Origin of the sequence: Cellulosimicrobium composti (assembly GCF_009711085.1) — a bacterium.
Lineage (GTDB): Bacteria > Actinomycetota > Actinomycetes > Actinomycetales > Cellulomonadaceae > Cellulosimicrobium > Cellulosimicrobium composti.
Map to the genome: position 1 here is coordinate 52,105 of NZ_WMKA01000012.1, position 24,008 is coordinate 76,112.

General features: G+C 75.8%; 22 protein-coding genes. 11 read left to right on the forward strand and 11 right to left on the reverse strand.

Going from position 1 to position 24,008, the window contains the following annotated elements; translation table 11 throughout:
* Positions 1-16 precede the first annotated feature (16 nt).
* The 4 genes from GJV82_RS20710 (at position 17) to GJV82_RS07485 (ending at position 7,389) form a co-directional block, all read left to right on the forward strand.
* Complete coding sequence (locus tag GJV82_RS20710; RefSeq protein ID WP_155098813.1) at positions 17-2,983, forward strand: helix-turn-helix transcriptional regulator; 2,967 nt, start codon at positions 17-19, stop codon at positions 2,981-2,983.
* A 3-nt stretch (positions 2,984-2,986) separates the two neighbouring features.
* Positions 2,987-3,829, forward strand: a complete 843-nt coding sequence (locus GJV82_RS07475) for a 2,3-bisphosphoglycerate-dependent phosphoglycerate mutase (protein ID WP_318657399.1) — start codon at positions 2,987-2,989, stop codon at positions 3,827-3,829.
* 167 nt (positions 3,830-3,996) lie between these two features.
* Complete coding sequence (locus tag GJV82_RS07480) at positions 3,997-6,159, forward strand: SpoIIE family protein phosphatase (protein WP_225873180.1); 2,163 nt, start codon at positions 3,997-3,999, stop codon at positions 6,157-6,159.
* Positions 6,160-6,318: 159 nt separating this feature from the next.
* Positions 6,319-7,389, forward strand: a complete 1,071-nt coding sequence (locus tag GJV82_RS07485; protein ID WP_155098795.1) for a sigma-70 family RNA polymerase sigma factor — start codon at positions 6,319-6,321, stop codon at positions 7,387-7,389.
* A 32-nt stretch (positions 7,390-7,421) separates the two neighbouring features.
* Here GJV82_RS07485 and GJV82_RS07490 read toward each other — a convergent pair whose 3' ends face one another.
* From GJV82_RS07490 to GJV82_RS07505, 4 genes are all read right to left on the reverse strand, one after another.
* Positions 7,422-7,904 (reverse strand): DUF1269 domain-containing protein, encoded by a 483-nt coding sequence (locus GJV82_RS07490; RefSeq protein ID WP_024839990.1) that lies wholly within the window; start codon positions 7,902-7,904, stop codon positions 7,422-7,424.
* Between the two features lie 17 nt (positions 7,905-7,921).
* Positions 7,922-8,263, reverse strand: a complete 342-nt coding sequence (locus GJV82_RS07495) for an SHOCT domain-containing protein (protein ID WP_155098796.1) — start codon at positions 8,261-8,263, stop codon at positions 7,922-7,924.
* A 68-nt stretch (positions 8,264-8,331) separates the two neighbouring features.
* On the reverse strand, positions 8,332-8,763 hold the full coding sequence (locus tag GJV82_RS07500) for a DUF6325 family protein (protein WP_024839992.1): 432 nt from the start codon (positions 8,761-8,763) through the stop codon (positions 8,332-8,334).
* A 66-nt stretch (positions 8,764-8,829) separates the two neighbouring features.
* Positions 8,830-9,243 carry a DUF7144 family membrane protein gene (locus GJV82_RS07505; RefSeq protein WP_024839993.1) on the reverse strand — a complete coding sequence of 138 codons (414 nt, stop codon included), beginning with the start codon at positions 9,241-9,243 and terminating at the stop codon, positions 8,830-8,832.
* A gap of 138 nt (positions 9,244-9,381) precedes the next feature.
* Here GJV82_RS07505 and GJV82_RS07510 point away from each other — a divergent pair, with 138 nt between their 5' ends.
* The gene (locus tag GJV82_RS07510) at positions 9,382-10,668 is read left to right on the forward strand and encodes an AI-2E family transporter (protein ID WP_225873181.1); all 1,287 of its coding nucleotides are present in this window, start codon (positions 9,382-9,384) and stop codon (positions 10,666-10,668) included.
* A 27-nt stretch (positions 10,669-10,695) separates the two neighbouring features.
* Here GJV82_RS07510 and GJV82_RS07515 read toward each other — a convergent pair whose 3' ends face one another.
* Positions 10,696-11,193 carry a DUF1269 domain-containing protein gene (locus tag GJV82_RS07515; protein WP_318657400.1) on the reverse strand — a complete coding sequence of 166 codons (498 nt, stop codon included), beginning with the start codon at positions 11,191-11,193 and terminating at the stop codon, positions 10,696-10,698.
* 182 nt (positions 11,194-11,375) lie between these two features.
* On the opposite strand from GJV82_RS07515, the gene GJV82_RS07520 reads away from it, so the two are divergent.
* A complete protein-coding gene (locus GJV82_RS07520; protein ID WP_155098797.1) occupies positions 11,376-12,095 on the forward strand; it encodes a PAS and ANTAR domain-containing protein in 720 nt (239 codons plus the stop codon).
* On the opposite strand, the gene GJV82_RS07525 is transcribed toward GJV82_RS07520, so the two are convergent.
* The gene (locus tag GJV82_RS07525; RefSeq protein ID WP_024839997.1) at positions 12,031-12,450 is read right to left on the reverse strand and encodes a phage holin family protein; all 420 of its coding nucleotides are present in this window, start codon (positions 12,448-12,450) and stop codon (positions 12,031-12,033) included. The two genes, GJV82_RS07520 and GJV82_RS07525, sit on opposite strands and share 65 nt — an antisense overlap.
* On the opposite strand from GJV82_RS07525, the gene GJV82_RS07530 reads away from it, so the two are divergent.
* From GJV82_RS07530 to GJV82_RS07540, 3 genes are all read left to right on the forward strand, one after another.
* Entirely contained in the window at positions 12,355-14,136 is a 1,782-nt protein-coding gene (locus GJV82_RS07530) for a discoidin domain-containing protein (RefSeq protein WP_155098798.1), read from the forward strand. The two genes, GJV82_RS07525 and GJV82_RS07530, sit on opposite strands and share 96 nt — an antisense overlap.
* Positions 14,137-14,271: 135 nt before the next feature.
* On the forward strand, positions 14,272-15,288 hold the full coding sequence (locus GJV82_RS07535) for a 5'-3' exonuclease (protein WP_225873182.1): 1,017 nt from the start codon (positions 14,272-14,274) through the stop codon (positions 15,286-15,288).
* 181 nt (positions 15,289-15,469) lie between these two features.
* Entirely contained in the window at positions 15,470-16,858 is a 1,389-nt protein-coding gene (locus GJV82_RS07540; protein WP_155098799.1) for an FAD-binding oxidoreductase, read from the forward strand.
* A 60-nt stretch (positions 16,859-16,918) separates the two neighbouring features.
* On the opposite strand, the gene GJV82_RS07545 is transcribed toward GJV82_RS07540, so the two are convergent.
* The 3 genes from GJV82_RS07545 to GJV82_RS07555 form a co-directional block, all read right to left on the reverse strand.
* Complete coding sequence (locus tag GJV82_RS07545; protein ID WP_318657401.1) at positions 16,919-18,622, reverse strand: acyl-CoA dehydrogenase family protein; 1,704 nt, start codon at positions 18,620-18,622, stop codon at positions 16,919-16,921.
* 50 nt (positions 18,623-18,672) lie between these two features.
* Positions 18,673-19,350, reverse strand: a complete 678-nt coding sequence (locus GJV82_RS07550) for a TetR/AcrR family transcriptional regulator (RefSeq protein WP_162290131.1) — start codon at positions 19,348-19,350, stop codon at positions 18,673-18,675.
* Positions 19,351-19,505: 155 nt separating this feature from the next.
* A complete protein-coding gene (locus GJV82_RS07555) occupies positions 19,506-19,967 on the reverse strand; it encodes an Lrp/AsnC family transcriptional regulator (protein ID WP_024840003.1) in 462 nt (153 codons plus the stop codon).
* 189 nt (positions 19,968-20,156) lie between these two features.
* Between GJV82_RS07555 and GJV82_RS07560 the strand changes: the two genes are divergently transcribed.
* Positions 20,157-21,584, forward strand: coding sequence for an NAD(P)/FAD-dependent oxidoreductase (locus tag GJV82_RS07560; protein ID WP_155098800.1), 1,428 nt, complete (start codon positions 20,157-20,159; stop codon positions 21,582-21,584).
* Between the two features lie 117 nt (positions 21,585-21,701).
* Here the strand turns inward: GJV82_RS07560 and GJV82_RS07565 are convergent, their stop codons facing one another.
* Complete coding sequence (locus GJV82_RS07565) at positions 21,702-22,037, reverse strand: YnfA family protein (protein WP_024840005.1); 336 nt, start codon at positions 22,035-22,037, stop codon at positions 21,702-21,704.
* Between the two features lie 134 nt (positions 22,038-22,171).
* The gene (locus GJV82_RS07570) at positions 22,172-22,627 is read right to left on the reverse strand and encodes a MerR family transcriptional regulator (protein WP_318657402.1); all 456 of its coding nucleotides are present in this window, start codon (positions 22,625-22,627) and stop codon (positions 22,172-22,174) included.
* A 66-nt stretch (positions 22,628-22,693) separates the two neighbouring features.
* Between GJV82_RS07570 and GJV82_RS07575 the strand changes: the two genes are divergently transcribed.
* Complete coding sequence (locus GJV82_RS07575) at positions 22,694-23,935, forward strand: MFS transporter (protein WP_155098801.1); 1,242 nt, start codon at positions 22,694-22,696, stop codon at positions 23,933-23,935.
* Positions 23,936-24,008 lie beyond the last annotated feature (73 nt).

Here is a 24,008-nt window from a genome sequence, read left to right on the forward strand (position 1 = left end):
GGTCCCCGCTGCGAGGATGGGGGGCGTGCCCCGACCCTCCTCGCGCGCGCCCTTCGTGGCTCGCGCCGCCGAGCTCGACGTGCTCGCGGCGGCGGTCGAGCGCGCGCGCCGCGGCGAGCCGGGCGTCGTGCTCGTGGGCGCCGACGCGGGCGTCGGCAAGACCCGGCTCCTCACCCGGGCGGCGGAGCTCGCCGCCGAGGCGGGTGCGACCGTCGTGTGGAGCCACTGCGTCGACCTCGGCGAGGTCGGCCTCCCCTACCTCCCGTTCTCCGAGGCGCTCACGACGCTGCGCGCCCAGCACCCTGCCGTCGACGAGACGGTCGCGGCACGTCCTGCCCTCGCGCGCCTGCTCGACGCGGGCGCCCCCGCGGACGACGAGCAGAGCCAGGGCGAGCGGCTCCAGCTCTTCGAGAGCGTCGCCGCGGCGCTCGCCGCGTCCGGCACCCCCGAGTCCCCGCTCGTCCTCGTCGTCGAGGACCTGCACTGGGCGGACCCGTCGAGCCGCGACGTGCTGCGCTTCGTCGTCGCGCGCCTGCGTGCCGAGCACGTGCTCGTCGTCGCGAGCTACCGCGCGGACGACCTGCACCGCCGTCACCCGCTGCGGCCCGTGCTCGCCGAGCTGCTGCGCCACCCGCGCGTCGAGCACGTGCAGCTCGCGCCGTTCACCGAGGCCGAGCTGCGCGAGTTCACCACCGCGCTCGCGGGCGCGCCGCTGCCGAGGGATGCGTTCGAGTCCGTCCGGACGCGCTCGGAGGGCAACGCGTACTTCGCCGAGGAGCTCGTCGAGTCCGGCCTCGGCGACGAGCTGCCCTGGTCGCTCGCGGACGTGCTGCGCGCACGCCTCGAGGTGCTCGACCCCGCGGTGCAGCACCTCGTGCGCGTCGCGTCCGTGTCCGGTCGGCAGGTGAGCGAGCCGCTCCTGCGCGCCGCGCTCGCGCACGACGCCGCGGCGGGCGGGGCCTCGCCCGCCGACGTGGGCGGGCCGTCCGGGCGGTCGTTCGACGCGGCGCTGCGCGAGGCGATCGCGCACCACGTCCTCGCCGTCGAGGGCGACGGCGCGCGCGACGTCGTCGTGTTCCGGCACGCGCTGCTCGCCGAGGCCGTCGCGTCCGACCTGCTGCCGGGCGAGCGCGTCGGCGTGCACCGCGCGTACCTCGAGGCGCTCACCGCCGACCCGGCGCTCGGCTCGCCCGCGCTGCGCGCGCACCACGCGCTCGCGGCCCACGACCTCCCGGCCGCGCTCACGGCGTCGCGCGCCGCCGCCCGCAAGGCCGCGCGCGTGCTCGCGCCCGCGGAGGAGCTGCGCCACCTCGAGCAGGTCCTCGCGCTGTGGCAGGCCGTGCCCGACGCCGAGACCCTGCTCGGCGAGGACCGCGTCACCGTCGCGCTCGCCGCGGCCGGGGCGGCGAGCCGCGCGGGCGAGCCGGACCGCGCCGTCGCGCTCGCGCGCCGCGTCGTCGAGGGCACCGCGGACGACCCGCTGCGCCAGGCGTCGCTGCGCCACGTGCTGTCCCGCTACCTGCTCGGCACGGAGGAGGTCGAGGAGACCCTCGCGCACACCGAGGCCGCGCTCGCCGTCCTGCCGGTCGAGCCGCCGTCGCTCGACCGCGCGTGGACCCTCGCGATGCGGGCGCGCGCCGCGATGAACGCGGACCTCGACGAGCTCGCCGCCGAGGTCGCGGCCGAGGCGATCGACGTCGCGCACCGCCTCGACGCCCCGGACGTCGAGGCCGACGTGCTGACGACGATGGCGATCCTCGAGGTCGCCGACGACGACCGTGCCGCCGTCCTGCTCGCCCAGGCGCGCGAGCGCGCCGTCGAGGCGGGCGACATCCTCACCGAGCTGCGCTGCTGGTACAACATCGCGGCCAACCGGTACTACGCCGGTCGCATCGACGAGGCGCTCCAGGTCACGTACGACGGCCTCGACCGGGCGCGGGCGACGGGGCTCGGGTGGAGCGCGTACGGCGTCGAGCTGCGCCTCTTCCGCGACCTCGTGCGCTACGTGCTCGGCGACCTCACGCCCACGGACACCGCGGGCGAGACCATGCCGGAGGGGTCCGCACCGCAGCTGTCGTGCGTGCAGCTCTACGCGGCCGTCGCACGCGGCGACGCCGACGCGCTCGCGCGCGGCACGGCCCTGCGCCGCGACTGGTTCCGGGACGGGCAGATCGCGCTCATCTCGGGCGGGTGCTCGATCGACGCGCTGACGTGGTCCGGCCGCCACGAGGAGGCCGTCGCGCTCGCCGTCGAGCTCGTGGACCACCTGGGCCGCACGTGGAGCGACTACTTCCTCGGCCGCATCTGGATCTCCGCGCTCGCGCTGGCCGCGCTCGCCGACGCCGCGGACGCGGCGCGCCTGCAGGGCGCCTCGGGGTCGGCCGCGGTCGCCGAGCTCGTCGCGCGCGGCGCCGAGCTGCTCGACGCCGCCCGCACGACCGCGGAGCGCGGCCGCCCGCGCGGCGGCCGGCTCGGGCCCGAGGGGCGCGCGTGGCTCGCGCGCGCCGCCGCCGAGCACTCGCGGCTCACCGGCGAGGACGACCCAGCCCTGTGGGAGGAGACGACGCGTCTCTTCGACTACGGCTACCGCTACGAGGTCGCGCGCTCGCGCTTCCGGTGGGCCCAGGCGCTGCTCGGCGCGGGCGACCGCAACGCGGCCGAGATCGAGGCGGGCCAGGCGCTCGAGGAGGCCGAGGTCATGGGCGCGGCGCCGCTCGCCGAGGCCGTGCGCGCGCTGGGCCGGCGCGGGCGCCTCGACCTGCCGGGCGTCCGGCGGTCCACGACGGCGGTCCTCACCGAGCGCGAGGAGGAGGTCCTGCTGCTCGTGGCCCAGGGCCTGACCAACCGCCAGATCGGCGAGCGCCTGTTCATCTCCGCGAAGACCGTGAGCGTGCACGTGTCGAACGTCCTCGCCAAGCTTGGCGCGTCCGGGCGCGCCGAGGCCGTGTCGCTCGCGCACCAGCGCGGGCTCCTCGAGGTCTGACGCGTGGCGCCGTCGGAGCCCTCGCCGGGCGCGCCCCGGGGACCCTCCGGCGGTCGGGACGGCGGGCCGGGCGCGCTCGTGCTCGTCCGGCACGGGCAGAGCACGTTCAACGCGGACGACCGCTTCACCGGCCTGCTCGACGTCCCGCTCTCGGACGTCGGGGTCGCCGAGGCCGGCCACGCCGCACGGCTCCTCGCCGACGCGGTCGCGCGCGAGCCGGCCCTCGCGCCCCGGCGCGTCGTGACGTCCCCGCTCGTGCGCGCGTCGACGACGGCCGCGATCGTCGCCGACGCGCTGCCCGGACCGCCGCCGCTCGCGGTCGAGTGGCGCCTCGTCGAGCGGCACTACGGCGCGTTCACCGACAAGCCGCGCGACGTCGTCCGCCGCGACTACGGCGAGGCCGCGTACTGGCGCTACCGCCGCTCGTACCTGCACCGGCCGCCGCCGCTCGCCGACGACGACCCCGCACGCGCGCTGGTCGACGACACCCTCCTGCGCCTGCCCGACGACGCGCGCGCCGCGCTGCGCCCGGACGCCGAGTCGCTCGCGGACGTCGTCGAGCGCCTGCGTCCCTTCTGGGCGGCCACCCGTGCGCGGGTCGCGCACGGCGAGGCGGTGCTCGTCGTCGGGCACGGCAACTCGCTGCGCGCGCTGTCCGTGCTCGTCGACGACCTCACGCCCGAGGAGGTCCAGGACCTCGACGTGCCGACCGGGCACCCGCTCGTCCACCGCTTCACGGCGGGGCCTGGCGGCACGCTCGTCCCCGCGGTCCGCGGTGGCACCTACCTCGACGCGCACGGCGCCGAGCACGCGCTCGGCGACCTCAGGTCGCGCGGCGGCGCCTGACCGGACCCGCGCCGCCTGCGGTGGACCCGCGGTCGTGGTCTCGTCTCACGAGCGGTGGCACGCACGTCCCCCGCCCCACGTTCCGTCCGTCCCGATTTCACCCGCCGGGGTACCCGGAAGGGGCCGCTTGCACTGTTTGACCGGCCTCGTCCTGGTGATACTGGATCATGACCGACGCCCAGGCGATGAGCGAGCTCGCGCAGGCGGGCCTCGCCGAGGCGACGGCCGACGAGTCGTTCGACCGCTTCGCCCGGCTCGTGCGCCGCCAGCTCGGGGTGTCGTCGGCGCTGGTCACGCTCGTCCTCGACGAGGAGGCCGTGCTCCCCGGCGCCCAGGGCCTCCCCGAGCCGTACCAGTCGGAGCGCCGCACGCCCCTCACCCACACGTTCTGCCAGTTCGTGACGAGCGACGCGCGCCCGCTCGTCGTGGCGGACGCCCGCGCGGAGCCGCACCTCGCGTCCCTGCGCGCGGTCGACGACGTGGGCGTCGTCTCCTACGCCGGGTTCCCGATCTTCGACCCGCACGGTCACGCCGTCGGCTCCCTGTGCGCGTTCGACGGCGAGCCCCGCCCGTGGTCGGACGAGGACCTCGCGACGCTCGCCGACCTGGCCGCCGCGTGCACGTCGGAGCTCCGGCTCCGCCTCGCCCGCGCGCGGGCCCGGCGCATGCAGCGCGTCGCGCTCGCCGCCAACCGCCGCTCGCGCCTCCTGCTGGAGCTCTCGGAGTCGTTCGCCGCCGCGACGTCGGTGCGCGACGTCGCCGAGCGGCTCGCGGCCGTGGGCGCCGTGATCGGCGCGCGGTACGCCGGGCTCGCCACGCTCGACGCGAGCGGCACCCGGCTCGAGTACACGACGCTCGACCACCTCGAGCCCGGCATCCCCGCGTCCTTCCGCCGCATGCGCCTGGACGCCGACCGCGCGAGCGCCATCGCGGCGCGGACCCGCGAGCCCCTGTTCTTCCGCGACCACGCGCAGTACGCGGAGCGCCTGCCCGACGCCGCCGCGCTCATCGTGAACCACGAGGTCCAGGCCCGCTCGTTCCTCCCGGTGCTCGCGGAGGACCGGCTCGTCGGCGTCGTCGCGCTCGCGTGGGACACGGCGCGCGAGTTCGACGAGGACGCCGTGAAGACGGAGACGGCCATCGCGTCGTACGTGGCGCACGCGCTCGACCGCGTCCGGCTCCTGGAGGAGCGGCACCGGGTCGCGGCGACGCTCCAGGCCGCGATGCTCACGGAGCTGCCCTCGGTCCGCACCGCGGAGCTCGCCGCGACGTACGCGTCCGCGACGCGCACGGACCAGGTCGGTGGCGACTGGTACGACGCGGTCGTGCTCGACGACGACGCGTGCGTCCTCATGATCGGCGACGTCACCGGCCACGACATGGGCGCGGCCGCGCAGATGGGCCAGCTCCGCTCGATGCTGCGGACGTTCGCGTGGTGCCAGGACGAGCCGCCCGCCGTCCTGCTGCGTCTCCTCGACCGCGCCAACCGGGGGCTCGCGCTGCACTCGACCGCGACGGCCGTCGTCGTGCGGCTGGACCGCACGCCGCGCGGGTTCGACGTCACGTGGTCGAACGCGGGTCACCCGTCGCCGCTCGTCCTGCGCGCGGACGGCACCATCGACACGCTCGACGCGCCGCCCGACCTCATGCTCGGCGTGCTCCCGAGCACGCCGCGCCACGACCACCGCGCGCGTCTCGCGCACGGCGACACGCTGCTCCTGTACACCGACGGGCTCGTCGAGCGCCGGGGCAGCCCGTACGCGGACCGGCTCGCCGGGCTCCGCGAGGCGCTGGCCGAGCTGTCGAGCACGGCGACGTCCGCGCTCCCCGACGCGCTCGTGCGCCGGCTCGTGTCGGGCCAGCGCGACGACGTGGCCGTCCTCGCGCTGCGCGTGCGCCACACGGCCCCGCGGCCGCCGGGCCCGGGGCGCCCGGCCGTCCTCGCCCGCGCGGTCGAGCACGCGTCGACGGCGATCGGCCCCTCACGGCGGTGGGTCGACGACCTCCTCGAGAGCTGCGACGTCGCGCCGGCCGTGCGCCGCATCGCGATGCTGCTCACGAGCGAGGTGCTGACGAACGCGGTGCAGCACGGCACCGCACCGGTCGAGGTGCAGGTCGAGGTCGCGCACCGCGTCCTGCGCGTCGGCGTGCGCGACGGCTCGACGGCGCTCCCCGTGCTGCGGTCCCCGCGGCCGCACGAGACCGGGGGTCGGGGCGTGCAGTTCCTGGAGCGCTGCGCCGCGCGCTGGGGCGTCGACCTGGACGCCGACGGCGAGGACCCGCAGGGCTTCCGCAAGACCGTGTGGTTCGAGCTCGACCTCGCCGACTGAGCGCGCCTCCCGGCCCGCGCGCCCGGCCTCGCGCGGCCGCCCCTGTGCTGTGTCGGAGGCCGGAGGTAGCGTGTGTGAGGTGGGCCACTCCCCCTGGGCCCGTGCGATCCCGTGACCCCTCGCGAACGTCGACACCATCGAGTCCTGAGAGGCAGCACCATGACCGACCTCGCCAGCCCCCCGAGCGTGCGCGCGGACGCCACCGCGACCGGCCCCGCTCCCCTGCCCGACCGCGCCGACCTCGACGCGGTCCTCGACGGCTTCCGTCGCGAGATCACGGGCTACTGCTACCGGATGCTCGGCTCCGCGTTCGAGGCGGACGACGCCACGCAGGAGACGTTCCTGCGCGCGTGGCGCTCGTACGACCGCTTCGAGGGCCGGTCGTCGCTGCGGTCGTGGCTGTACCGCATCGCGACGAACGTGTGCTTCGACGCGCTCGGCGCGCGCAAGCGGCGTGAGCGGCCGATGGGGCTGGGCGGTCCGCAGGCGCCGGAGGCCGAGAACCTGGGCCAGGTGCTGCCCGAGGAGACGTGGGTCGAGCCCGTCCCGGACGACCGGGTGCTGCCGCACGACGGCGACCCGGCGCAGGTCGCCGTGGGCCGCGAGAGCGTCCGCCTCGCGTTCGTCGCCGCGCTGCAGTTCCTGCCGCCCCGCCAGCGCGCGGTGCTCCTCCTGCGCGAGGTGCTGCGCTGGCAGGCGAGCGAGGTCGCGGAGCTCCTCGACACGTCGGTCGCGTCGGTGAACAGCGCGCTCCAGCGGGCGCGCGCCACCCTCGCGGCGCGCGCGCACTGGGACAGCTCGGGCCTCGGGTCCGACGCCGAGCCCGCGCCGGTCGCGTCGAACGAGGGCCTCGGCGACGAGGAGAAGGCGCTGCTCGAGCGCTACCTCGACGCGTTCGAGCGGTACGACATGGATGCGCTCGTCGCGATCCTCCACGAGGACGCCACGCTGTCCATGCCGCCGTACCCGCTGTGGATGCGCGGGACGGACGACATCGTCGCGTGGATGACAGGACCGGGCCACGAGTGCGCGGGCTCGCGCATGATCCCCGTCGCGGTCAACGGCACGTTCGGGTTCGGCCAGTACCGCCCCGCCGCGGGCGGTGGGCACGAGCCGTGGGCGCTGCAGGTGATCGAGACCGAGGACGGCCGTGTCACGGCGATCAACGCCTTCCTCGACACGGCGTCCTGGTTCCCGCTCTTCGGGCTCCCCGCGCGCCTCGACGACTGAGCCTCCGGGCGCCGCGGCACCCGGAGGTCTCGTCAGCCGAAGGTCTCGAGGAGCGCGCTGCGCTCGGCCTCGGTGAGGTTGGTCGCGACGAGGGTCCCGTGCACGCCGTGGAACCGCTCGCCCACGCGGTCGAGGTCGCCGTCCTCCGTGACGACGAACAGCGCGGACGTGCCCGGCGTGACGCCCTCGCGGATCCGGTCGAGCTGGTCCTTGTCGATCCCGACGGCGGCCATCGCCTTGCTCGACGCGCCGATCGCGGCGCCGGCGGCGGCCCCGAGCACGGGCGCGAAGAACAGCGACCCGAGCAGCAGGCCCCAGAACGCGCCCCAGCCGGTGCCGCGCCACTCGTCCTGGTGCCCGTGGCGCGTCGTCGGCTTGGCCGCACCCTCGGGCCACGACACGACCGCGGTGTCGATGATCCGCACCGCGTGCTCCGACGCGGCGTCGTGCAGGATCCGGGACGCGGTGTCGGCGCCCTCGGGCGAGTCGAACCTCCAGACGGTGAACGTGGCCATCGCGCTCTCCTCCCCGCTCAGCCGAGCAGCTTGGCCTTGGCGGCCGCGAACTCGGCGTCGGTGAGCACGCCGGAGGCGTGGAGCTGGCCGAGGCGCTCGAGCTGGCCGAGCAGGTCCTCCTGGGCGGCGGGCGCGGCCGGTGCCGCGGCCGCCTGCTGGGCGGCGGCCTGCTGGGCGGCCGCCTCGATGCGTGCCTGCTCCTGCGCGGCCTGCGCCTGCTGGGCGTCCCACGACTGCTGCGCCTTGGCGTTCTGCCGGCGCGAGACCGCCCCGGCGGTCGCCTGGGCGGTCCCGGCGATCACCGCGGTACGGGCTGCGGTGCCGATGAGGCCCGGGCGCCCGATGCGACGGATGGGCATGGTTCCTCCTGAGGGTCTGTCGGCGCCCGCGGTCGTGCGGGGCACCGGTGCTGGTGTGCGACGGGCCGTCAGCCCTCGGCGAGGGCGAGGTCCGCGACCTCGTTGACGACCTCGGCCGGGATGCGCTCGCTGAGCACGACGATCCCGTCGGCCGCGCGCGTCGCGGCCACCACGCCGCGCGCCCACGTGTGCTCGACGACGAGCACGAGCGCCGTCGTCCCGGGTGCGAGCACCCCGGCGACGTGCTCGAGGTCCTCCTGCCCCGCCAGGCCGGCGCCCGGGAGCTCGACGTCGGTCAGCTCCACGACGTCGCCGAGGTCGGACACCTCGAGGATCTCGACGTCCCCGGACTCGGACTGCCGCACGACGACGAGGTCGAGCAGCGTGACCGTGCCCTCGACCAGGACGTCGAGGACGGCGGCGCGCACGTCGACGGGGACCCGGTCGGACGGGAAGGCGACCGCGACGATCTCGACGGGGCCGAACGTGGATCCTGCCATGCGCTGCTCCTGTCTGCCGGCGGGCCGGGCCCTGGTCGGGCCCGGGTGCCCTCGGTGCTGCGGGTGTCAGACCTCGCGGGCCGCGCGCTCGGCCTCGTCGCCGTGCACGACGAGCGCCCAGAGGACGAAGACGTCGAGCACGATCGTGACGAGCGACCACCACGGCGTGACCTGGAGCGTCGTGAACTGGGCGATCGCGTTGAGGACGACGAGGACGATCGCGACCATCCGCGCCCATCCCTTGCCCGCGAGGAGCGCGAAGCCCGTGAGCACGAGCAGGACGCCGATGAGGAGGTGGATCCAGCCCCAGGTCGAGACGTCGAGGACGACGATCCCCGCGTCGCTCACGCCCACGAGGCTCTTCGGGGAGAAGACCGCGACGAGCCCGCTGATCGCGTTGAAGAACCCGATGGTGACGAGGACGATCCCCGCGAACCAGACCCAGCCGACCCATGCCGTGACCTGCGACGAGCGTGCCATGCGAGTCCTCCTGAGAAACCGTCGGCGACGACCGGACGAGGGTGCGCGTCGATCGTGGCACCGGCGGCACGGTTCGGCATCCGGAAGGGTCCGGCGTGCCGGTCCGGGCCGCCCCGAGCGCGCCGCTAGGTTCGTGCCATGACGACGCCGACCCGCTCGGACGACCCCTGGTCGGGGGTGCCGGACAGCGGCACGCGCCCGGTCCAGCACGACTCGCGGCGACCGCCGCGGTGGGTGCCGCGGGCCCTCGCCATGGCCGTGGTCGCCGTGTTCGTCGGTCTCTTCGCGTGGGACGCGATGCGCGCGCTGCAGGGACTGGGCGTCAACATCCTCATCGCGTTCTTCCTCGCGCTCGCCCTGGAGCCGGTCGTCGTGTGGCTCGTGCGCCACGGCTGGCGGCGCGGTGCGGCGGCGGCCGTGGCGCTCCTGGGCTCGATCGTCGTCGCGCTCGTCGTGCTCGCGCTCTTCGGCAACCTCTTCGTCCAGCAGCTCGTCCAGCTCGTGCAGACGCTCCCGGACCTCTACGCGAGCGTCCAGGTGTCCGTCGCGGAGCGGTTCGACGTGGTCATCCCGGACTCCGACGACCTGCTGCGGCAGGCGTTCGACCAGTTCGGGGAGGACGTGGCGTCGGGCGCGCTGCTCGTCGGCACGACGATCCTCGGCGGCATCTTCGCGAGCCTGACGATCCTGCTCGTCACCTACTACCTCCTCGCCGCCGGGCCGGCGTTCCGCGCGGCCGTGTGCCGCTGGCTCACGCCGAACCGCCAGGAGGAGGTCCTGCGGCTCTGGGAGATCACGCAGGTCAAGGTGTCCGACTTCATCACCTCGCGCATCGTGCTCGCCGCGCTGTCGAGCGTCCTCACCTTCGTGTTCCTGGCGATCCTCCAGACGCCCTACGCCCTGCCGCTCGCGGTGTTCACGGGCGTCGTGTCGCAGTTCGTCCCGACGATCGGCACCTACCTCGGCGGCGCGCTTCCCGTCGCGGTCGCGCTCACGTCCCAGGGGCTCCCGCAGGCGCTCGGCGTGCTGGGGTTCATCATCGGGTACCAGCAGCTCGAGAACCTGTACTTCTCCCCCAAGGTCTCAGCGCGCGCGCTGGAGATGAACCCGGCGGTGAGCTTCGTCGTCGTGCTCGCCTTCGGCGCCGTCTTCGGGGCGCTCGGCGCGTTCCTCGCCCTGCCCGTCGCCGCGACGATCCAGGCCGTCGCGAACACCTACCTCCAGCGGCACGAGCTCATCGAGTCCCACATGCTCCACGACCCGGGCCGCGGGCCGCGGGACGGGGCGCCGCGGGACGGGGGCTCGCCCGACGACGCGGAGGCGGAGCCCTCGGACCGCGCCTCGCGCCGCCGTCGTGCCAACCGACGGGCGGCGCGCGAGGCGGCCGAGGAGGTCGAGCGGCGGCACGAGGACGGCGTCGAGTAGGACCGACCGCGTCGCCGGGCGGACGGCTCAGGCGTTCTCGTCGAACGCCGCGCGCAGCTTCGCCTCCTCCTCGGCGGAGAGGTTCGTCTGGAGGAGCTCGCCGTGGATGCCCTGCCCCTGCAGCGCGTCGTGCACACGGTCGACCACCGCCCCCGACGTGAGCACGAACAGCGCCGACGTGCCCGGCGTGACCTTGCTCCGCACGGAGTCGATGAAGTCGTCGTTGATCCCCACGTCGGTCAGCGCCCCCGCGATCGCGCCGGACGCGGCACCGATCGCCGCGCCGAGCAGCGGGACGAAGAACAGCAGGCCGAACAGCAGGCCCCAGAACGTCCCGCCCAGCGCCCCGACCGCCGTCGTGCTGGTGCCCTGGCGCGTCCGCGGCTTCTTGCGGCCCTCCTCCCAGGACACGACGGCCGCGTCCTGGACCTGGACGAGCTCCTGCTTCTGGAGCGCGAGCAGCGCGTCCTCGGCGCGTTGCGCTCCCTCTGGGGTGTCGAACTTCCACACGGTCAGCGTTGCCACGGTCAGCCTCTCTCCACGGTTCGTTCCGGTCAGGGCCGCTCGACGCGCGAGCGGTTCGACGCTATGGCGGCGCCGGACGCACCGCCACCGGACCGCGTGGCCCGGTCTCCCGGGTTTCGCGGGTAGGCTCGGCACCCCGAGTCTGGACCTGGCTCGCCACGCACGACGATGTGGAGAGCACCATGTCCATCGACGACCCCACGATCGAGCAGCAGCTCGCCCAGGGCGCGCACCCGCAGGTCGGCGAGTTCCGCCTCGACCTCCCGGCCGGCACCTGGTGGTGGTCGCCCGAGACCTACCGCCTCCACGGCTTCGCGCCCGGTGAGGTCGTGCCCACGACGGCCCTCGTCCACGCGCACGAGCACCCCGACGACCGCGACCGCGTGCGCCGGGCCCTCGAGCGGGCACGGACCACCGGCGCGCCGTTCTCGAGCGTGCACCGGGTCGTCGACGCGCGGGGCGCCGAGCGCGTCCTCGTCATGGCCGGCAAGGGGCGCCGGGACTCCGCGACGGGCGCGGTCGTCGCGGTCGTCGGCTGCTTCGTGGACGTCACGCGCGCCGTGGCCGAGCACGCGCACGAGCGCGCGCGCCGGGACATCGCCGCGGCCGCGGCGACGCGCGGCACGATCGAGCAGGCCAAGGGCGTCCTCGCCGTCGCGTACGGCGTGCACCCCGAGGAGGCGTTCGCGCGGCTCACGCAGGCCTCGAACGACCGCAACGTCCCGCTGCGCGAGCTCGCGCGGCTCGTCGTGGCCGAGGCCATGAGCGGGCCGGACTGCGTCGAGCGCGTCGACGCGCTCCTGCGCCACCGCGGCGAGCGCCGTGGTCGCGCCCCGGTCAGCCCTTCGCCGTCGCCTGGCGGATCGTGCGCTGCTCCTGACGTCGGTCCCACCAGCGCTTGAGGACGAGCCACCCGAGGAACCAGCCGCCCAGGGCGCCGATCACCCAGACGACGACGGTCGCCCCGACCCACGTCCCGGCGCCCGTGATCTCGATCGAGTCGCCGACGAGCGTGGCGACCCACAGCGCGAGGAACGTCGACACGAGACCGATCCCGCCGAGGATCGCGGAGGCGTACTTGCGCGCCACGTTGAAGACGAAGGGCGCGAGGACCGCCTGGGCCACCGCGAGCACCAGGACGGCGACCACGAAGCCGGAGGCGTGAACGGTGACGCCGTCGAAGAGGCTCGACGCCACGAGGAGGCCCACGGCGGCGAGGACCACGTTGATCGCGAAGCTCAGCAGGAACCGGATCATGCCGCAACGGTCGCGCCGCGGCACGCGTCGCGCAACCAGAAGTACACGTCCGCGACGCCGATCGGCCTGAGCTGGGCGTGCGGCGGCACGTGCGACGCCGACCGGTACTACGACTGGGAGCCGACGACGACGGTGCCGGGCGGCATCGACGAGGAGTCCGTCCTCGGCGTCGAGGCGCCGCTGTGGTCGGAGACCGTCCGCGGCGGCGACCAGCTCGAGTACCTCCTCCTGCCGCGCGCGGCGTCCGTCCTCGAGACGGGGTGGACGGCACGCGAGGACAAGGACGTCGACTCGTTCATGCAGCGCCTCGGCGACTACGGCGCGCACCTCACGGTCCAGGGGCGCGGCTACTACGAGTCGCCCCGCACCACGTGGGCCGCGACGAGCGCGTCCGCCGACCTCGACGCCCGCACGGGCGCGACGGCGGCCTGGCCGGTCGGCTACGTCGCCGCGCCGGGCACCAAGCTCGCCGCCGACGGCGCCCGGGTCGAGCCCGACCTCACCGCGGACGACGGCGACCCCGCGTCCCGCAGCGCGCTCACCGAGCCGCTCACCGCGGAGCTCGTCTGCCCGGCGCGCACCCTGCCGGTGACGTTCACGACCGACGCGCCGCGCGACGCGCTGCACCCCTCGGGCGTGTACACCGCGACCGTCACGGCGGCGTTCGACGCGGACGACGCGTGCGAGCTCGTCACGTCGCGCGGCGAGCGCGGCCCCGTGACCGTCGACACCGACCCGGCCCACGCGCTGCCGCCGGACCCGACGGTCGAGCCCGGCGACCCGACCGTGTCGCTCGGCGACGGGGGGAGCGTCGCCGCGGGCCGCTGGGAGCCGTTCGCCCTCGCCGGGTTCGAGCCCGGCCACGTCGAGGTGCTCGTCGACGGCGCGGTGCGGTTCACCGTCCGCGCGCTCGCGGACGGCACCTTCACCGGGTACGTCCCCGTCCCGGCGGCGACGTACGCGGGCGAGCGCGTGTTCACGGCGCGCCAGGGCGAGCGCGAGGTCTCGACCACGCTCGACGTCGAGTCCGACCTGCGGCCGCTCGCGAACCCGATCGACCGGTCGCTGCTGTCCGTCCACGACGTGTCCAGCGAGGAGACCGTGGGCGAGCAGGCGCCGGCGACGAACGCGATCGACGGGGACCCGGACACGTTCTGGCACACGAGGTGGGCCAACGGGTCGGCGCCCTACCCGCACCACATCACGCTCGACCTCGGGGCGCAGTACGACGTGACGGGCCTGCAGTACACGACCCGCCAGAACGCGGCGAACGGCCGCATCGCCGCGTACGAGGTCTACGTCTCGGCCGACGGCGTCGAGTGGGGCGAGCCCGTGGCGACCGGGTCGTTCACCGCGACGCTCGCGCCCCAGACCGTCGACCTCACGGGCACGGGCCGGTACCTGCGGCTCGTGGGCCTGAGCTCGATCGCGGGCAACGAGTTCGGCGGCGCCGCGGAGATCAGCGTGGGCGGCGTGCCGGTGCGGGACGTCCCGGTCACCGCGACCGCGGCGACCCGGTGCCTCGCCGGCACCGCGTACGTCACCGTCCGTGCCGACAACGACGGGGACGCCCCGCTCGACGTCGTGCTCGAGACGCCGTTCGGGACGCGCGAGGTCGCGGGCGAGGCGGCCGTCGTCGTGGACGGCACCCGGGTCGTCGCGCCGTACGACGCGCTGACCTGCTGATGTAGCGCGCGAGATCGGCAGCCCCGGTCGGGTTCGGCAGTCTCGACCGCCGATCCAGCAGGGGGCTGCCGATCTCGCCGTCGCCCCCGCGGCCGCGCACCTGCCCGTGTCAGGGCCGTGCGGCAGGATGGCGCCATGACGCAGAGCACGGACGACGGCGCCCGCTCCGGCAACCTCGGCCCGACGGGCGGGGAGCTCATGCTCCTCGACACCGCGAGCCTGTACTTCCGCGCGTTCTTCGGGGTGCCGGACTCGATCCGGGCCCCCGACGGCACGCCGGTCAACGCGGTGCGCGGCCTGCTCGACATGATCGCGACGCTCGTCGCCGACCGGCGGCCCACGCGCCTCGTCGCGTGCTGGGATGTCGACTGGCGGCCGGCGTTCCGCGTCGAGGCGATCCCGTCGTACAAGGAGCACCGCGTCGCCGAGAAGGTCCCGGGCTCGACGGGCGTCGAGGAGGTCCCGGAGAAGCTCGTCGCGCAGGTGCCCGTGATCGTCGACGTGCTCGCCGCGCTCGGCATCACGCGCGTCGGGGCCGCGGGCTACGAGGCCGACGACGTCATCGGCACGCTCACGGCACGTGAGGTCGCGCGGCGCGCGGCGGCCGGCCAGGGGCCGGACCCGTCCGGGCGCGCCGCGGTCGAGGTCGTCACGGGCGACCGCGACCTGTTCCAGCTCGTCGACGACGCGGCGGGCGTGCGCGTGCTCTACCCGACCAAGGGCGTGAAGAACCTCGACGTCGTCGACCAGGCGCGCCTCGCCGAGCGGTACGGCGTGCCCTCGGGGGCCGCGTACGCGGACATGGCCGTCCTGCGCGGCGACCCGAGCGACGGCCTGCCGGGCGTCCCGGGCATCGGGGAGAAGACGGCGGCCGCGCTCCTCGCGCGGTACGGGAGCCTCGCCCGCGTGCTCGCGGCGCGCGACGAGGGCGACCCCGGCCTCACCGCGACGCAGCGGCGTCGGCTCACGGAGGCGGCCGGCTACCTCGAGGTCGCGCCGCTCGTCGTGCAGGTGGCACGCGACGCCCCGGTCGGCGAGGTCCGTGACGCGCTGCCGGCCGGCCCGGCCGACCCCGACGCGCTCGCCGACCTCGCCGAGCGCTGGAACCTCGGCTCCTCGGTCCAGCGGCTCCTGGACGCGCTCCGCGGCTGACCGACGGTCGGCGGTCGACCGCACGGTCGGTGCGGGTCGCGTCGTCGCGGGACATGGCAGGAACACGCGCCACGCCCCTCCCTACCCCCGGGGCTCGTGTCACACACCACGCCCGCGCGTCGTCATGTCGGTGACCGCACCGGACGTCCGGACGCGCTTCGCGACGAAGGGAACCTGCACCATGACCACCTCGCCCACCACGATCTCGAGCACCGACGTCGCCGCGCTGCGCGACCGCGTCACCGGTCGCGTCCTCGCGCGCGACGACCTGCCCGACGGCGGCCCGACAGCGGGTGAGGCCGTCGCCCCGCACAGCACGCTCGTCACGCACGACCCGGACGTCGCGGTGCTCGCGGCGACCGAGGCCGACGTCGCCGAGGCCGTCCGGTTCGCCACGGCCCGGGGCCTGCGCGTGCGGGCCCACGCGACGGGCCACGGCGCGGCGTCGGACGTGTCCGACGGGCTCGTGCTCGGCACGAGCGACCTCGCGGGCGTCGAGATCGACCCGGGGACGCGGATCGCGCGGATCTCCGCCGGCACCCGCTGGAAGACGGTCGTCGAGGCGGCTGGCGAGCACGGGCTCGCGCCGGTCACGGGCTCGTCGACGGGCGTCGGCGTCGTCGGGTACACGCTGGGCGGCGGGTTCGGTCCGCTCGTCCGCAGCCACGGCCTGACGGCGGACTGGGTGCGCGGCTTCCGGGTCGTGCTCGCCGACGGCTCGGTCGTCGAGGCGAACGCCGGGTCCGAGCCGGACCTGTTCTGGGCGCTGCGCGGCGGCAAGGGCGGGTTCGGGATCGTGACGCGCGTCGACGTCGAGCTCGCGCCCCTGCGGACCCTGTACGCGGGCGCGCTCACGTTCGCCGCCGAGCACGTCGAGGACGTCCTGCGGGGGTGGGTCGAGTGGACCGCGTCGGCGCCCGACGACGTCACGACCTCGGCCGTCGTGCTCGCCCTGCCCGACCTCCCGTTCATCCCCGAGCACCTGCGCGGGCAGACCGTGCTCAACCTGCGCTTCGCGTACCCGGGCGACGCTGCCGAGGGCGAGCGCCTCGCCGCACCGCTGCGGGCGCTCGCGCCGGTCCTGGCCGACGCCCTCGGCGAGATCCCCACGACGGCCGTCGCCTCGATCCACTCCGACCCCGAGGACGCGTCCCCGTCGTGGGTGTTCGGCGCGGGGCTGCGCGACGTCGACGGCGCGTTCCTCGACCGTTTCCTCGCCGACCTCGGCCCCGGCAGCGGCTCGCCGTTCGTCGCCGCGGAGATCCGGCACCTCGGCGGGGCGGGCGCGCGCGACGTCGAGGGCGGGTCGGCCGCGGGCGGCCGCACGGCCGGCTACCTGTTCAGCCTCGTCGGCGTGAACCCCCCGCGCCTCCCCGACATGGTCGAGGCCGCGGCGTCGTTCACGCAGTGGTCGCAGCCGTGGGCGGCGAGCGAGACGAACATCAACTTCCTGCCCGGCCCGTGGACGGACGAGGCGCTCGCGCGGGCGTGGTCGCCCGAGACGGCGGCGCGTCTCGCCGCGGTGCGCTCGGCGTACGACCCGACCGGGCTCTTCGCCTGGCGCGTCTGAGGCCGTCTCCCGCGGCGCCCGCCCCCGGGCGGGTGCCGCGGTCGTCCCGGGCCCAGCCGCTCACGGCGTCCCGGTGTGCCGGGCCAGGATCGCGCGCGCGTCGGTGCCGCCCGGCAGGACGCCGTACCCGTGGCCGCGGTCGTCGCCGAGCCGTGCGGCGACGAACGCGTCGGCCGTGGCCGACGGCGCGTGCCGCACCACGAGCGACGCCTGGAGCGCGAGGGCGAGCGACTCCACGACGCGACGGGCCTGCGCCTGCTGCGCCCCGGCGTCGGCCCCCGCGACCTCCGCGAGCAGACGGCGCGTGCGCGCGACGTGCGCGTCGAGGACCGGGTGCGCGCCCGCCGTCGTGGCGAGCTCCGCCTCGAACGCCGCGACGGACGCGGGCTCGCGGCCCATGGCGCGCAGCACGTCGAGCGCGATGACGTTGCCCGACCCCTCCCAGATCGCCATGACCGGCTGCTCGCGGTAGCGGCGCGCGAGGGGGAACGCCTCGGTGTACCCGTTGCCGCCCAGGCACTCCATCGCCTCGTACGCGTGGTGCGGGCCGCGCTTGCACACCCAGTACTTGCTCACGGCGGTCGCGAGGCGGCGGAACTCGCGGTCGTGCTCGGACTCGCCGTCGTGCGCGGCGGCGAGGCGCACCGACGTGAGCGTCGCGGCCTCGGACTCGAGCGCGAGGTCGGCGAGCACCGCGGTCATCGCGGGCTGGTCCACGAGCGCCGCGCCGAACGCGCTGCGGTGGCGCGCGTGCCACAGCGCCTCGGCGACCGCCTGGCGCATGCCCGCCGCCGTGCCGTGCACGCAGTCGAGCCGCGTGCGCGACACCATCTCGATGATCGTCCGCACGCCGCGCCCGGGCTCCCCGACGAGGAACCCGACGGTGCCGTCGAGCTCGATCTCCGACGACGCGTTCGACCGGTTGCCCACCTTGTCCTTGAGGCGCTGGACGCGAAAGACGTTGCGCGTGCCGTCCTCCAGCACGCGCGGCACGAGGAAGCACGACGGCGCGGCGTCGCCGCCCCGCGCGGTCCCGCCCGGCCCGCCCGGGACCTGGGCGAGCACGAGGAACGCGTCGGACATCGGCGCCGAGCAGAACCACTTGTGCCCCGTGAGCAGGAAGGTGCCGTCCGCCCCGGCGGGCGCGGCCGTCGTCGCGTTCGCGCGCACGTCCGAGCCGCCCTGCTTCTCCGTCATGGCCATGCCGACGAGCACGCCGGGCTTGCTGCCCGGCGCCGCGAGGGCGCCGTCGTACCCGCGGGAGAGCAGGCGCGGCTCCCAGACCGCCGCGAGCGCCGGCGCGCGCCGCAGCGACGCGACGGCGGCGTGCGTCATCGACACGGGGCACGCGTGGCCCGGCTCGACCTGCGCGAACAGCGAGAACAGCGCACCGCGCACGACGTTCGCGCCCGGCCCGGGCTCCGCCCACGCGCTCGTGTGCGCGCCGTGCGCGACGGCCGCCCCGAGCACCTCGTGGTACGCCGGGTGGTACTCGACCTCGTCGACGCGGTTCCCACGGCGGTCGTGCGTGCGCAGCACCGGCGGGTGCACGTTCGCGAGCTCGGCCGCGCGCTGGAAGCGCTCGGTGCCGACGAGCGCCCCGACCTCGACGAGCCGCTCCTCGCCCCACGCTCCCCCGTACGCGCGCACCGCCTCGCGCAGCACGGGGTGGTCGAGGTACTCGTTCACGCCCACGCGCTCGGGCGGCTGGTTCGTCACGCGGTGCGTCACGTGCGGCGCGGGTCGCGGTCCGGTGGTCGTCACGGCGTCCTCCTGCGGCGCTGCGGGCGGTACTCGTGCGGGCGGTGCCTCGGTCAGGTCGGTTCGCGCGCCGGCACCCGGGCGCCCACGGCACCCAGGCACACGCGCAGGATCGTCGCGACGACGGCGTCGCGCGCGTCGGGGTCGACGGGCGCTCCGTCGCCGTCCTCTCCCCCGGCGGCGAGCGGGGACAGCGGACCGGTGAGCGCCTCGCCGATCGCGCCGACGAGCGCCGACGCGACGACGTCCACGTCCTGCTCGGGGAGCTCGCCCGCCGCGACGCCGTCGCGCACGACGTCGGCGAACGTCGCGGCGTACGCGCGGCGGTACTCGAGCCGCGCCACGTCGACGGCAGGGTCGACCGGCTCGAGCAGGAGCGCCCACGCGAGGGTCGGGCCGCGCAGGGCGCGGCGTGCGAACGTGTCGACGGCGCGGGACAGGCGGGCGACCGTGCTGCCGTCGGGCGGGTCGTCGCCCTGGGGGGCGGCGGCCGCGCGGACCGCGTCGAGCTCGACGTCGACGGCCTGCCGGAACACGGCGACGAGCAGGTCGGCCTTGGTGGGGAAGTACGAGTAGACGCCGCCCGTGCTGACCCCCGCGCGCGAGGCGAGCGCCTGGACGCTCGCGCCCGCGAACCCGCGCTCCGCCACGATCGTGCGCGCCGCGTCGAGCAGCGCCTCGCGCTTGCGCTCGCGGGCGGCCCGCGTGGCGGGGGTCTCGCGATAGGGCACGGTGCCTCCGTGGTCGTCGCACGGGCCGCCTCGGGGCGGCTCCCACGAAGAAGTGAAGCACGGTTCACCGGGGTGCTCACAGCGCCGTGCCCCGGCACGCGTCCCGTCGCAGCGAGGGCGGGACCGTGGACCCGGCCGCTCCGGGACACGCGCCGTCAGGGTCGCGCGTGCTCGAAGATCACCGTCGTGCTCGTCCCCGCGACCTCCGGCCGGACGCTCAGCGTCTTGGAGACCAGGTCGCGCAGCGCGTCCGAGTCCGCGACGGCCACGTGCAGCAGGAAGTCGCGGTCGCCGGTCACGAAGAACACGCCCTCGACGTCGGGCAGCGTGAGCAGGTAGTCCCGGAACGCCTCGAGGCCCTTGCGCGCGCCCGCCTGGAGGCGGATCGCGATGAGCGCCTCGAGCCCGCGACCGAGCGCCGCCGGGTCGACGTCGGCGCGGAAGCCGCGGATCACGCCGCGGTCCACGAGCGAGCGCACGCGCGCGTGGCACGTCGAGGCGGCGATCCCGACACGGGCGGCGATCGCCGCGTTCGTCGCCCGCGCGTCGGTGACGAGGACGTCGAGGATGCGGCGGTCGACGTCGTCCAGGACGGCGGGTCGAAGATCCTTCGGCACGGCGGGTCTCCTCCGGTCGCGGTTCGAAGAGTCGTCGTCAATGGCGGCCGTCGACGACGATCCTGCGTCACATCTTGCCGCACACCGAAGGATCGACCACGCTGAAGGTGTGCGGCACCATCCCGCCGCACACCAGCCACGCGCCCGCCCCGCCACCCGCGGGGCGGGCGTCGGTCGAAGGAGCCCGGCGTGAGCACCACCTCTCGTCCCCGTCCCGGCCGGTCCGCGTCGGACCGGCACCCCGCACCCCGGACCGCCGTCGTCGTCGGCGCCGGCATGGTCGGCCTCGCCACCGCGTGGCACCTGCAGGAGCAGGGCGTCGAGGTCACCGTCGTCGACCGCGAGGGCGTCGCCGCCGGCTCGTCGTGGGGCAACGCCGGGTGGCTCACGCCCGGCATGGCGATGCCCCTGGCCGACCCGTCGCTGTGGACCTACGGTCCGCGCGCGCTCCTCGACCCGGCCGCGCCCCTCCACGTCCCGGTCCGGTTCGACCCGCGCCTGTGGTCGTTCTTCGCGCGCTTCATGGCGCACGCGACGCAGCGCCGCTGGGACCGCGCGATGGCGGCGCTCACCCCGATCGACCGCGTCGCGCTCGACGCGTTCGACGAGCTCGCCGCCGGCGGGAGCCTCGGTCACGGCGTCGAGGCCGGCACGACGCCCGGGCCGTTCACCGTCGCGTTCGAGCACGCGCGCGAGGCCCGACCCTTCCTGCGCGAGCTCGAGCACGTCGCGGCCGCCGGGCAGACCGTCCCGGTCCGGCGCGTCGAGGCCGGGGAGCGCGCCTACCAGCTCACCGACCGCGTCTCCACCGTCTACGCCCTCGAGGGCCAGCGCTTCCTCGAGCCCGGACCGTACGTCCACGCGCTCGCCGACTCCGTGCGCGCCCGCGGCGGCACCATCCTCACCGGCCTCGACGTGCTCGACGTCGAGCCCGGCCGCCTCGGCGCGTGCGTCTTCGCGCGCGCAGTGCACCCCGACGCCGCCCGGCACCCCGCCCTCGTGGGCGCCGGGGCGAGCGACGGGCCCGGGGTGACCGACGGCGTCGGGCCGCACGCCGGGGCGCCGCGCCGGGCCGGCTCCCCCGCCGACCGCGAGGAGGGCGTCGTGCTGCGGGGCGACGCCGTCGTGCTCGCGACCGGTGCGTGGCTGCCCTCGCTCGCCGCGCCGCTCGGCGTGCGCACGCGCGTGCAGGCGGGGCGCGGCTACTCGTTCACGGTGAAGACCGACGAGCCCGTCGACACGCCGATCTACCTGCCCGCGCGTCGCGTCGCGTGCACGCCGTACCAGGGCCGCTTCCGCATCGCGGGGACCATGGAGTTCCGCGGCCCGGACGAGCCGCTCCAGCCCCGGCGCATCGAGGCGATCCTCGCGTCCGTGCGGCACCTCTTCCAGGGCGTCGACCTCGACGACCGCCACGACGAGTGGGTCGGCTCGCGGCCCGTCACGCCTGACGGCCTCCCGCTCGTCGGCGCGACCCGCACGCGCGGCGTGTACGTCGCGGGCGGCCACGGCATGTGGGGCATGGTCCTGGGCCCCGCGACCGGCCGCGCGCTCGCGCACCTGGTCACCACGGGCGAGACCCCGGACGAGATCCGCCCCTTCGACCCGCTGCGCTGACCGCTCTCACCCGCCGAGCACGGGGTTGGTGTCGTCATCCCGCCGATCACGTCACCAACCCCGTGCTCGACGGCGAGGAACGTCGTGCTCGACGACGGCGCGCGGCTCGAACGACGTCTACTCCGCGCGCGGCGCGTACATGATGACGGCGACGCCGGCGAGGCACAGCAGCGCACCCGCGACGTCCCACCGGTCGGGGCGGAAGCCGTCCACGACCATGCCCCACGCGAGCGACCCCGCGACGAACACCCCGCCGTACGCAGCGAGGATGCGGCCGAAGTGCGCGTCCGGCTGGAGCGTCGCGACGACGCCGTACAGCCCCAGCGCGACGACGCCCGCGCCGATCCACAGCCAGCCGCGGTGCTCGCGCAGCCCCTGCCACACGAGCCACGCCCCGCCGATCTCCAGCAGCGCGGCGAGCACGAACAGCGGGACGGAGCGTGCGAGGTCCATGCGCGTCAGCGTAGGGCGCCGCCCCGCCGAGCCACCGCCCCGCCACTGCCGCCCCGCCGCCCGCGGAGCCACTGCCGCCCCGCCATGCCCGCCGAGAACGGGCTTGTGCGCCGTCGAGCACGGGGTTGCTGTCGTTATCGCGGGGATGACGACAGCAACCCCGTGTTCGGCGGGGAAGCGGTACCCGCGCTCATGGCAGCGCGGGCGGGGACGCGGTCCTCGGGGCGCTGCGCGAAGGGGCGGATGCGCTCGAGGTAGTCGGCGATGGCGTCGCGGTTCTTCTCGAGGATGCGGATGCGGTCCTCGAGGCGCGCGAGCTCGGTCTCGAGGAGGGCGATCTTGTCCGGGTAGGCGTTGTGCAGGTGGATCTCCGGGGCGTTCCCGAGGCAGGGCAGGAACTCCTTGATGATCCGCGTCGTGAAGCCGACCTCCAGCAGCCCGCGGATCTGGAGCACGCGGTCGACGAGGTGCTCGCCGTACTCGCGGTACCCGTTCTCGGCCCGCTCGGGGGTCAGCAGGCCCTGCTCCTCGTAGTAGCGCAGGAGCCGCGTCGGGGTCCCGGTGCGCCGGGACAGCTCGCCGATCCGCACGTGATCCACCTCATCTCAGCGGGGTGCTTGACCTTCACATCAATGTCAGACATCGATGCTAACCCCATGTCCACGACGAGCACACCCACGCACGACGTCACCGCCTCCGTCCCGGACCCCGGCACGCCCTCGTCCGGCGCTCCGCACACCCGGTCCCGCCTGCGACGCACGCTGCCCGTCGGCGCGCTGCTCGCGCTCGCGGCGTCGGGCTTCCTCACGCTGCTCACCGAGATCCTGCCCGCGGGCGTGCTGCCCGCGATGGCCGCCGACCTCGGCGTCGGGGCCGGCGCGGCCGGGCAGACCGTCACCGCGTTCGCGGTCGGCGCGATCGTCGCCGCGATCCCGCTCACGCGGGCCACCGCGCGGTGGGACCGCCGCACGCTGCTCCTCGTGACGATCACGGGGTTCGTCGTCGCGAACACGGTCACGGCGGTGTCGTCGTCGTTCACCCTGACGCTCGTCGCGCGGTTCGGCGCGGGTCTCGTCGCCGGTCTCACGTGGGCGCTGCTGCCCGGGTACGTGCGGCGCATCGTGCCCGCCGAGCGCGTCGGGCGCGCGATGACGATCGCCATGGCCGGCGGGCCGCTCGCGCTCACGCTCGGCGTCCCCGCGGGCGCCGTGCTCGGTGCCGCGCTCGGGTGGCGCTGGACGTTCGGCCTCCTCTCGCTCGTCGCGCTCGCCCTGCTCGCGTGGGTCCGGCTCGGCGTGCCGTCCGCGGCGGGCACCTCGCGCGACGACCGCCTCACGATCCGCGCCGTGCTCCCCCGCCCGGGGCTGCGGCCCGTGCTGCTGGTCACCGGGCTCAACGTGCTCGCCAACACGTCGCTGTACACGTACGTGGCCGTGCACCTCGCGCACCTCGGCCAGGAGTCGCGCACGAGCGCGCTGCTCCTCGTCCTCGGCGCCGCCTCGGCGGGGGCGCTCGTGCTCGTCGGCGCGCTCATCGACCGGCGACTGCGCGCGCTGACGCTCGGGTCCGTCGTCGTGTTCGCGCTCGCCATGCTCGCGCTCGGCCTCGCGCCGACGTCGACGGTGGTCGTCGTGCTCGCCGTCGCGGCGTGGGGCTTCGCGTTCGGCGGCGCCGGGACGCTCTACACGACCGCCGCGGCGCGGGCCGCGGGCGACGGGGCCGACGTCGCTCAGTCTGCGCTCGTGACCGTGTGGAACACGTCCGTCGCGCTCGGCGGGGCGGTCGGCGGGGCGGCGCTCGCCGTCGCCGGGCCGGCCGGTCTCCCGTGGGTCTCGCTCGCGCTCATGGTCCCGGTGCTCGCGACCGTCGTCGCGGGCAGGCGGCACGCCTTCCGCTGACCCGGCGAGCACGACCTTCCTCGCGGTCGACCACGGGGTTGCCGTCGTTATCGCCCCGATAACGACAGCAACC

Coding starts and splice junctions, on each gene's coding strand:
- GJV82_RS20710 (WP_155098813.1), top strand. CDS start 17: ATGGGGGGCGTGCCCCGACCCTCCTCGCGCGCGCCCTTCGTGGCTCGC.
- GJV82_RS07480 (WP_225873180.1), top strand. CDS start 3,997: ATGACCGACGCCCAGGCGATGAGCGAGCTCGCGCAGGCGGGCCTCGCC.
- GJV82_RS07485 (WP_155098795.1), top strand. CDS start 6,319: ATGACCGACCTCGCCAGCCCCCCGAGCGTGCGCGCGGACGCCACCGCG.
- GJV82_RS07490 (WP_024839990.1), bottom strand. CDS start 7,904: ATGGCCACGTTCACCGTCTGGAGGTTCGACTCGCCCGAGGGCGCCGAC.
- GJV82_RS07495 (WP_155098796.1), bottom strand. CDS start 8,263: ATGCCCATCCGTCGCATCGGGCGCCCGGGCCTCATCGGCACCGCAGCC.
- GJV82_RS07500 (WP_024839992.1), bottom strand. CDS start 8,763: ATGGCAGGATCCACGTTCGGCCCCGTCGAGATCGTCGCGGTCGCCTTC.
- GJV82_RS07505 (WP_024839993.1), bottom strand. CDS start 9,243: ATGGCACGCTCGTCGCAGGTCACGGCATGGGTCGGCTGGGTCTGGTTC.
- GJV82_RS07510 (WP_225873181.1), top strand. CDS start 9,382: ATGACGACGCCGACCCGCTCGGACGACCCCTGGTCGGGGGTGCCGGAC.
- GJV82_RS07520 (WP_155098797.1), top strand. CDS start 11,376: ATGTCCATCGACGACCCCACGATCGAGCAGCAGCTCGCCCAGGGCGCG.
- GJV82_RS07525 (WP_024839997.1), bottom strand. CDS start 12,450: ATGATCCGGTTCCTGCTGAGCTTCGCGATCAACGTGGTCCTCGCCGCC.
- GJV82_RS07535 (WP_225873182.1), top strand. CDS start 14,272: ATGACGCAGAGCACGGACGACGGCGCCCGCTCCGGCAACCTCGGCCCG.
- GJV82_RS07540 (WP_155098799.1), top strand. CDS start 15,470: ATGACCACCTCGCCCACCACGATCTCGAGCACCGACGTCGCCGCGCTG.
- GJV82_RS07565 (WP_024840005.1), bottom strand. CDS start 22,037: ATGGACCTCGCACGCTCCGTCCCGCTGTTCGTGCTCGCCGCGCTGCTG.
- GJV82_RS07575 (WP_155098801.1), top strand. CDS start 22,694: ATGTCCACGACGAGCACACCCACGCACGACGTCACCGCCTCCGTCCCG.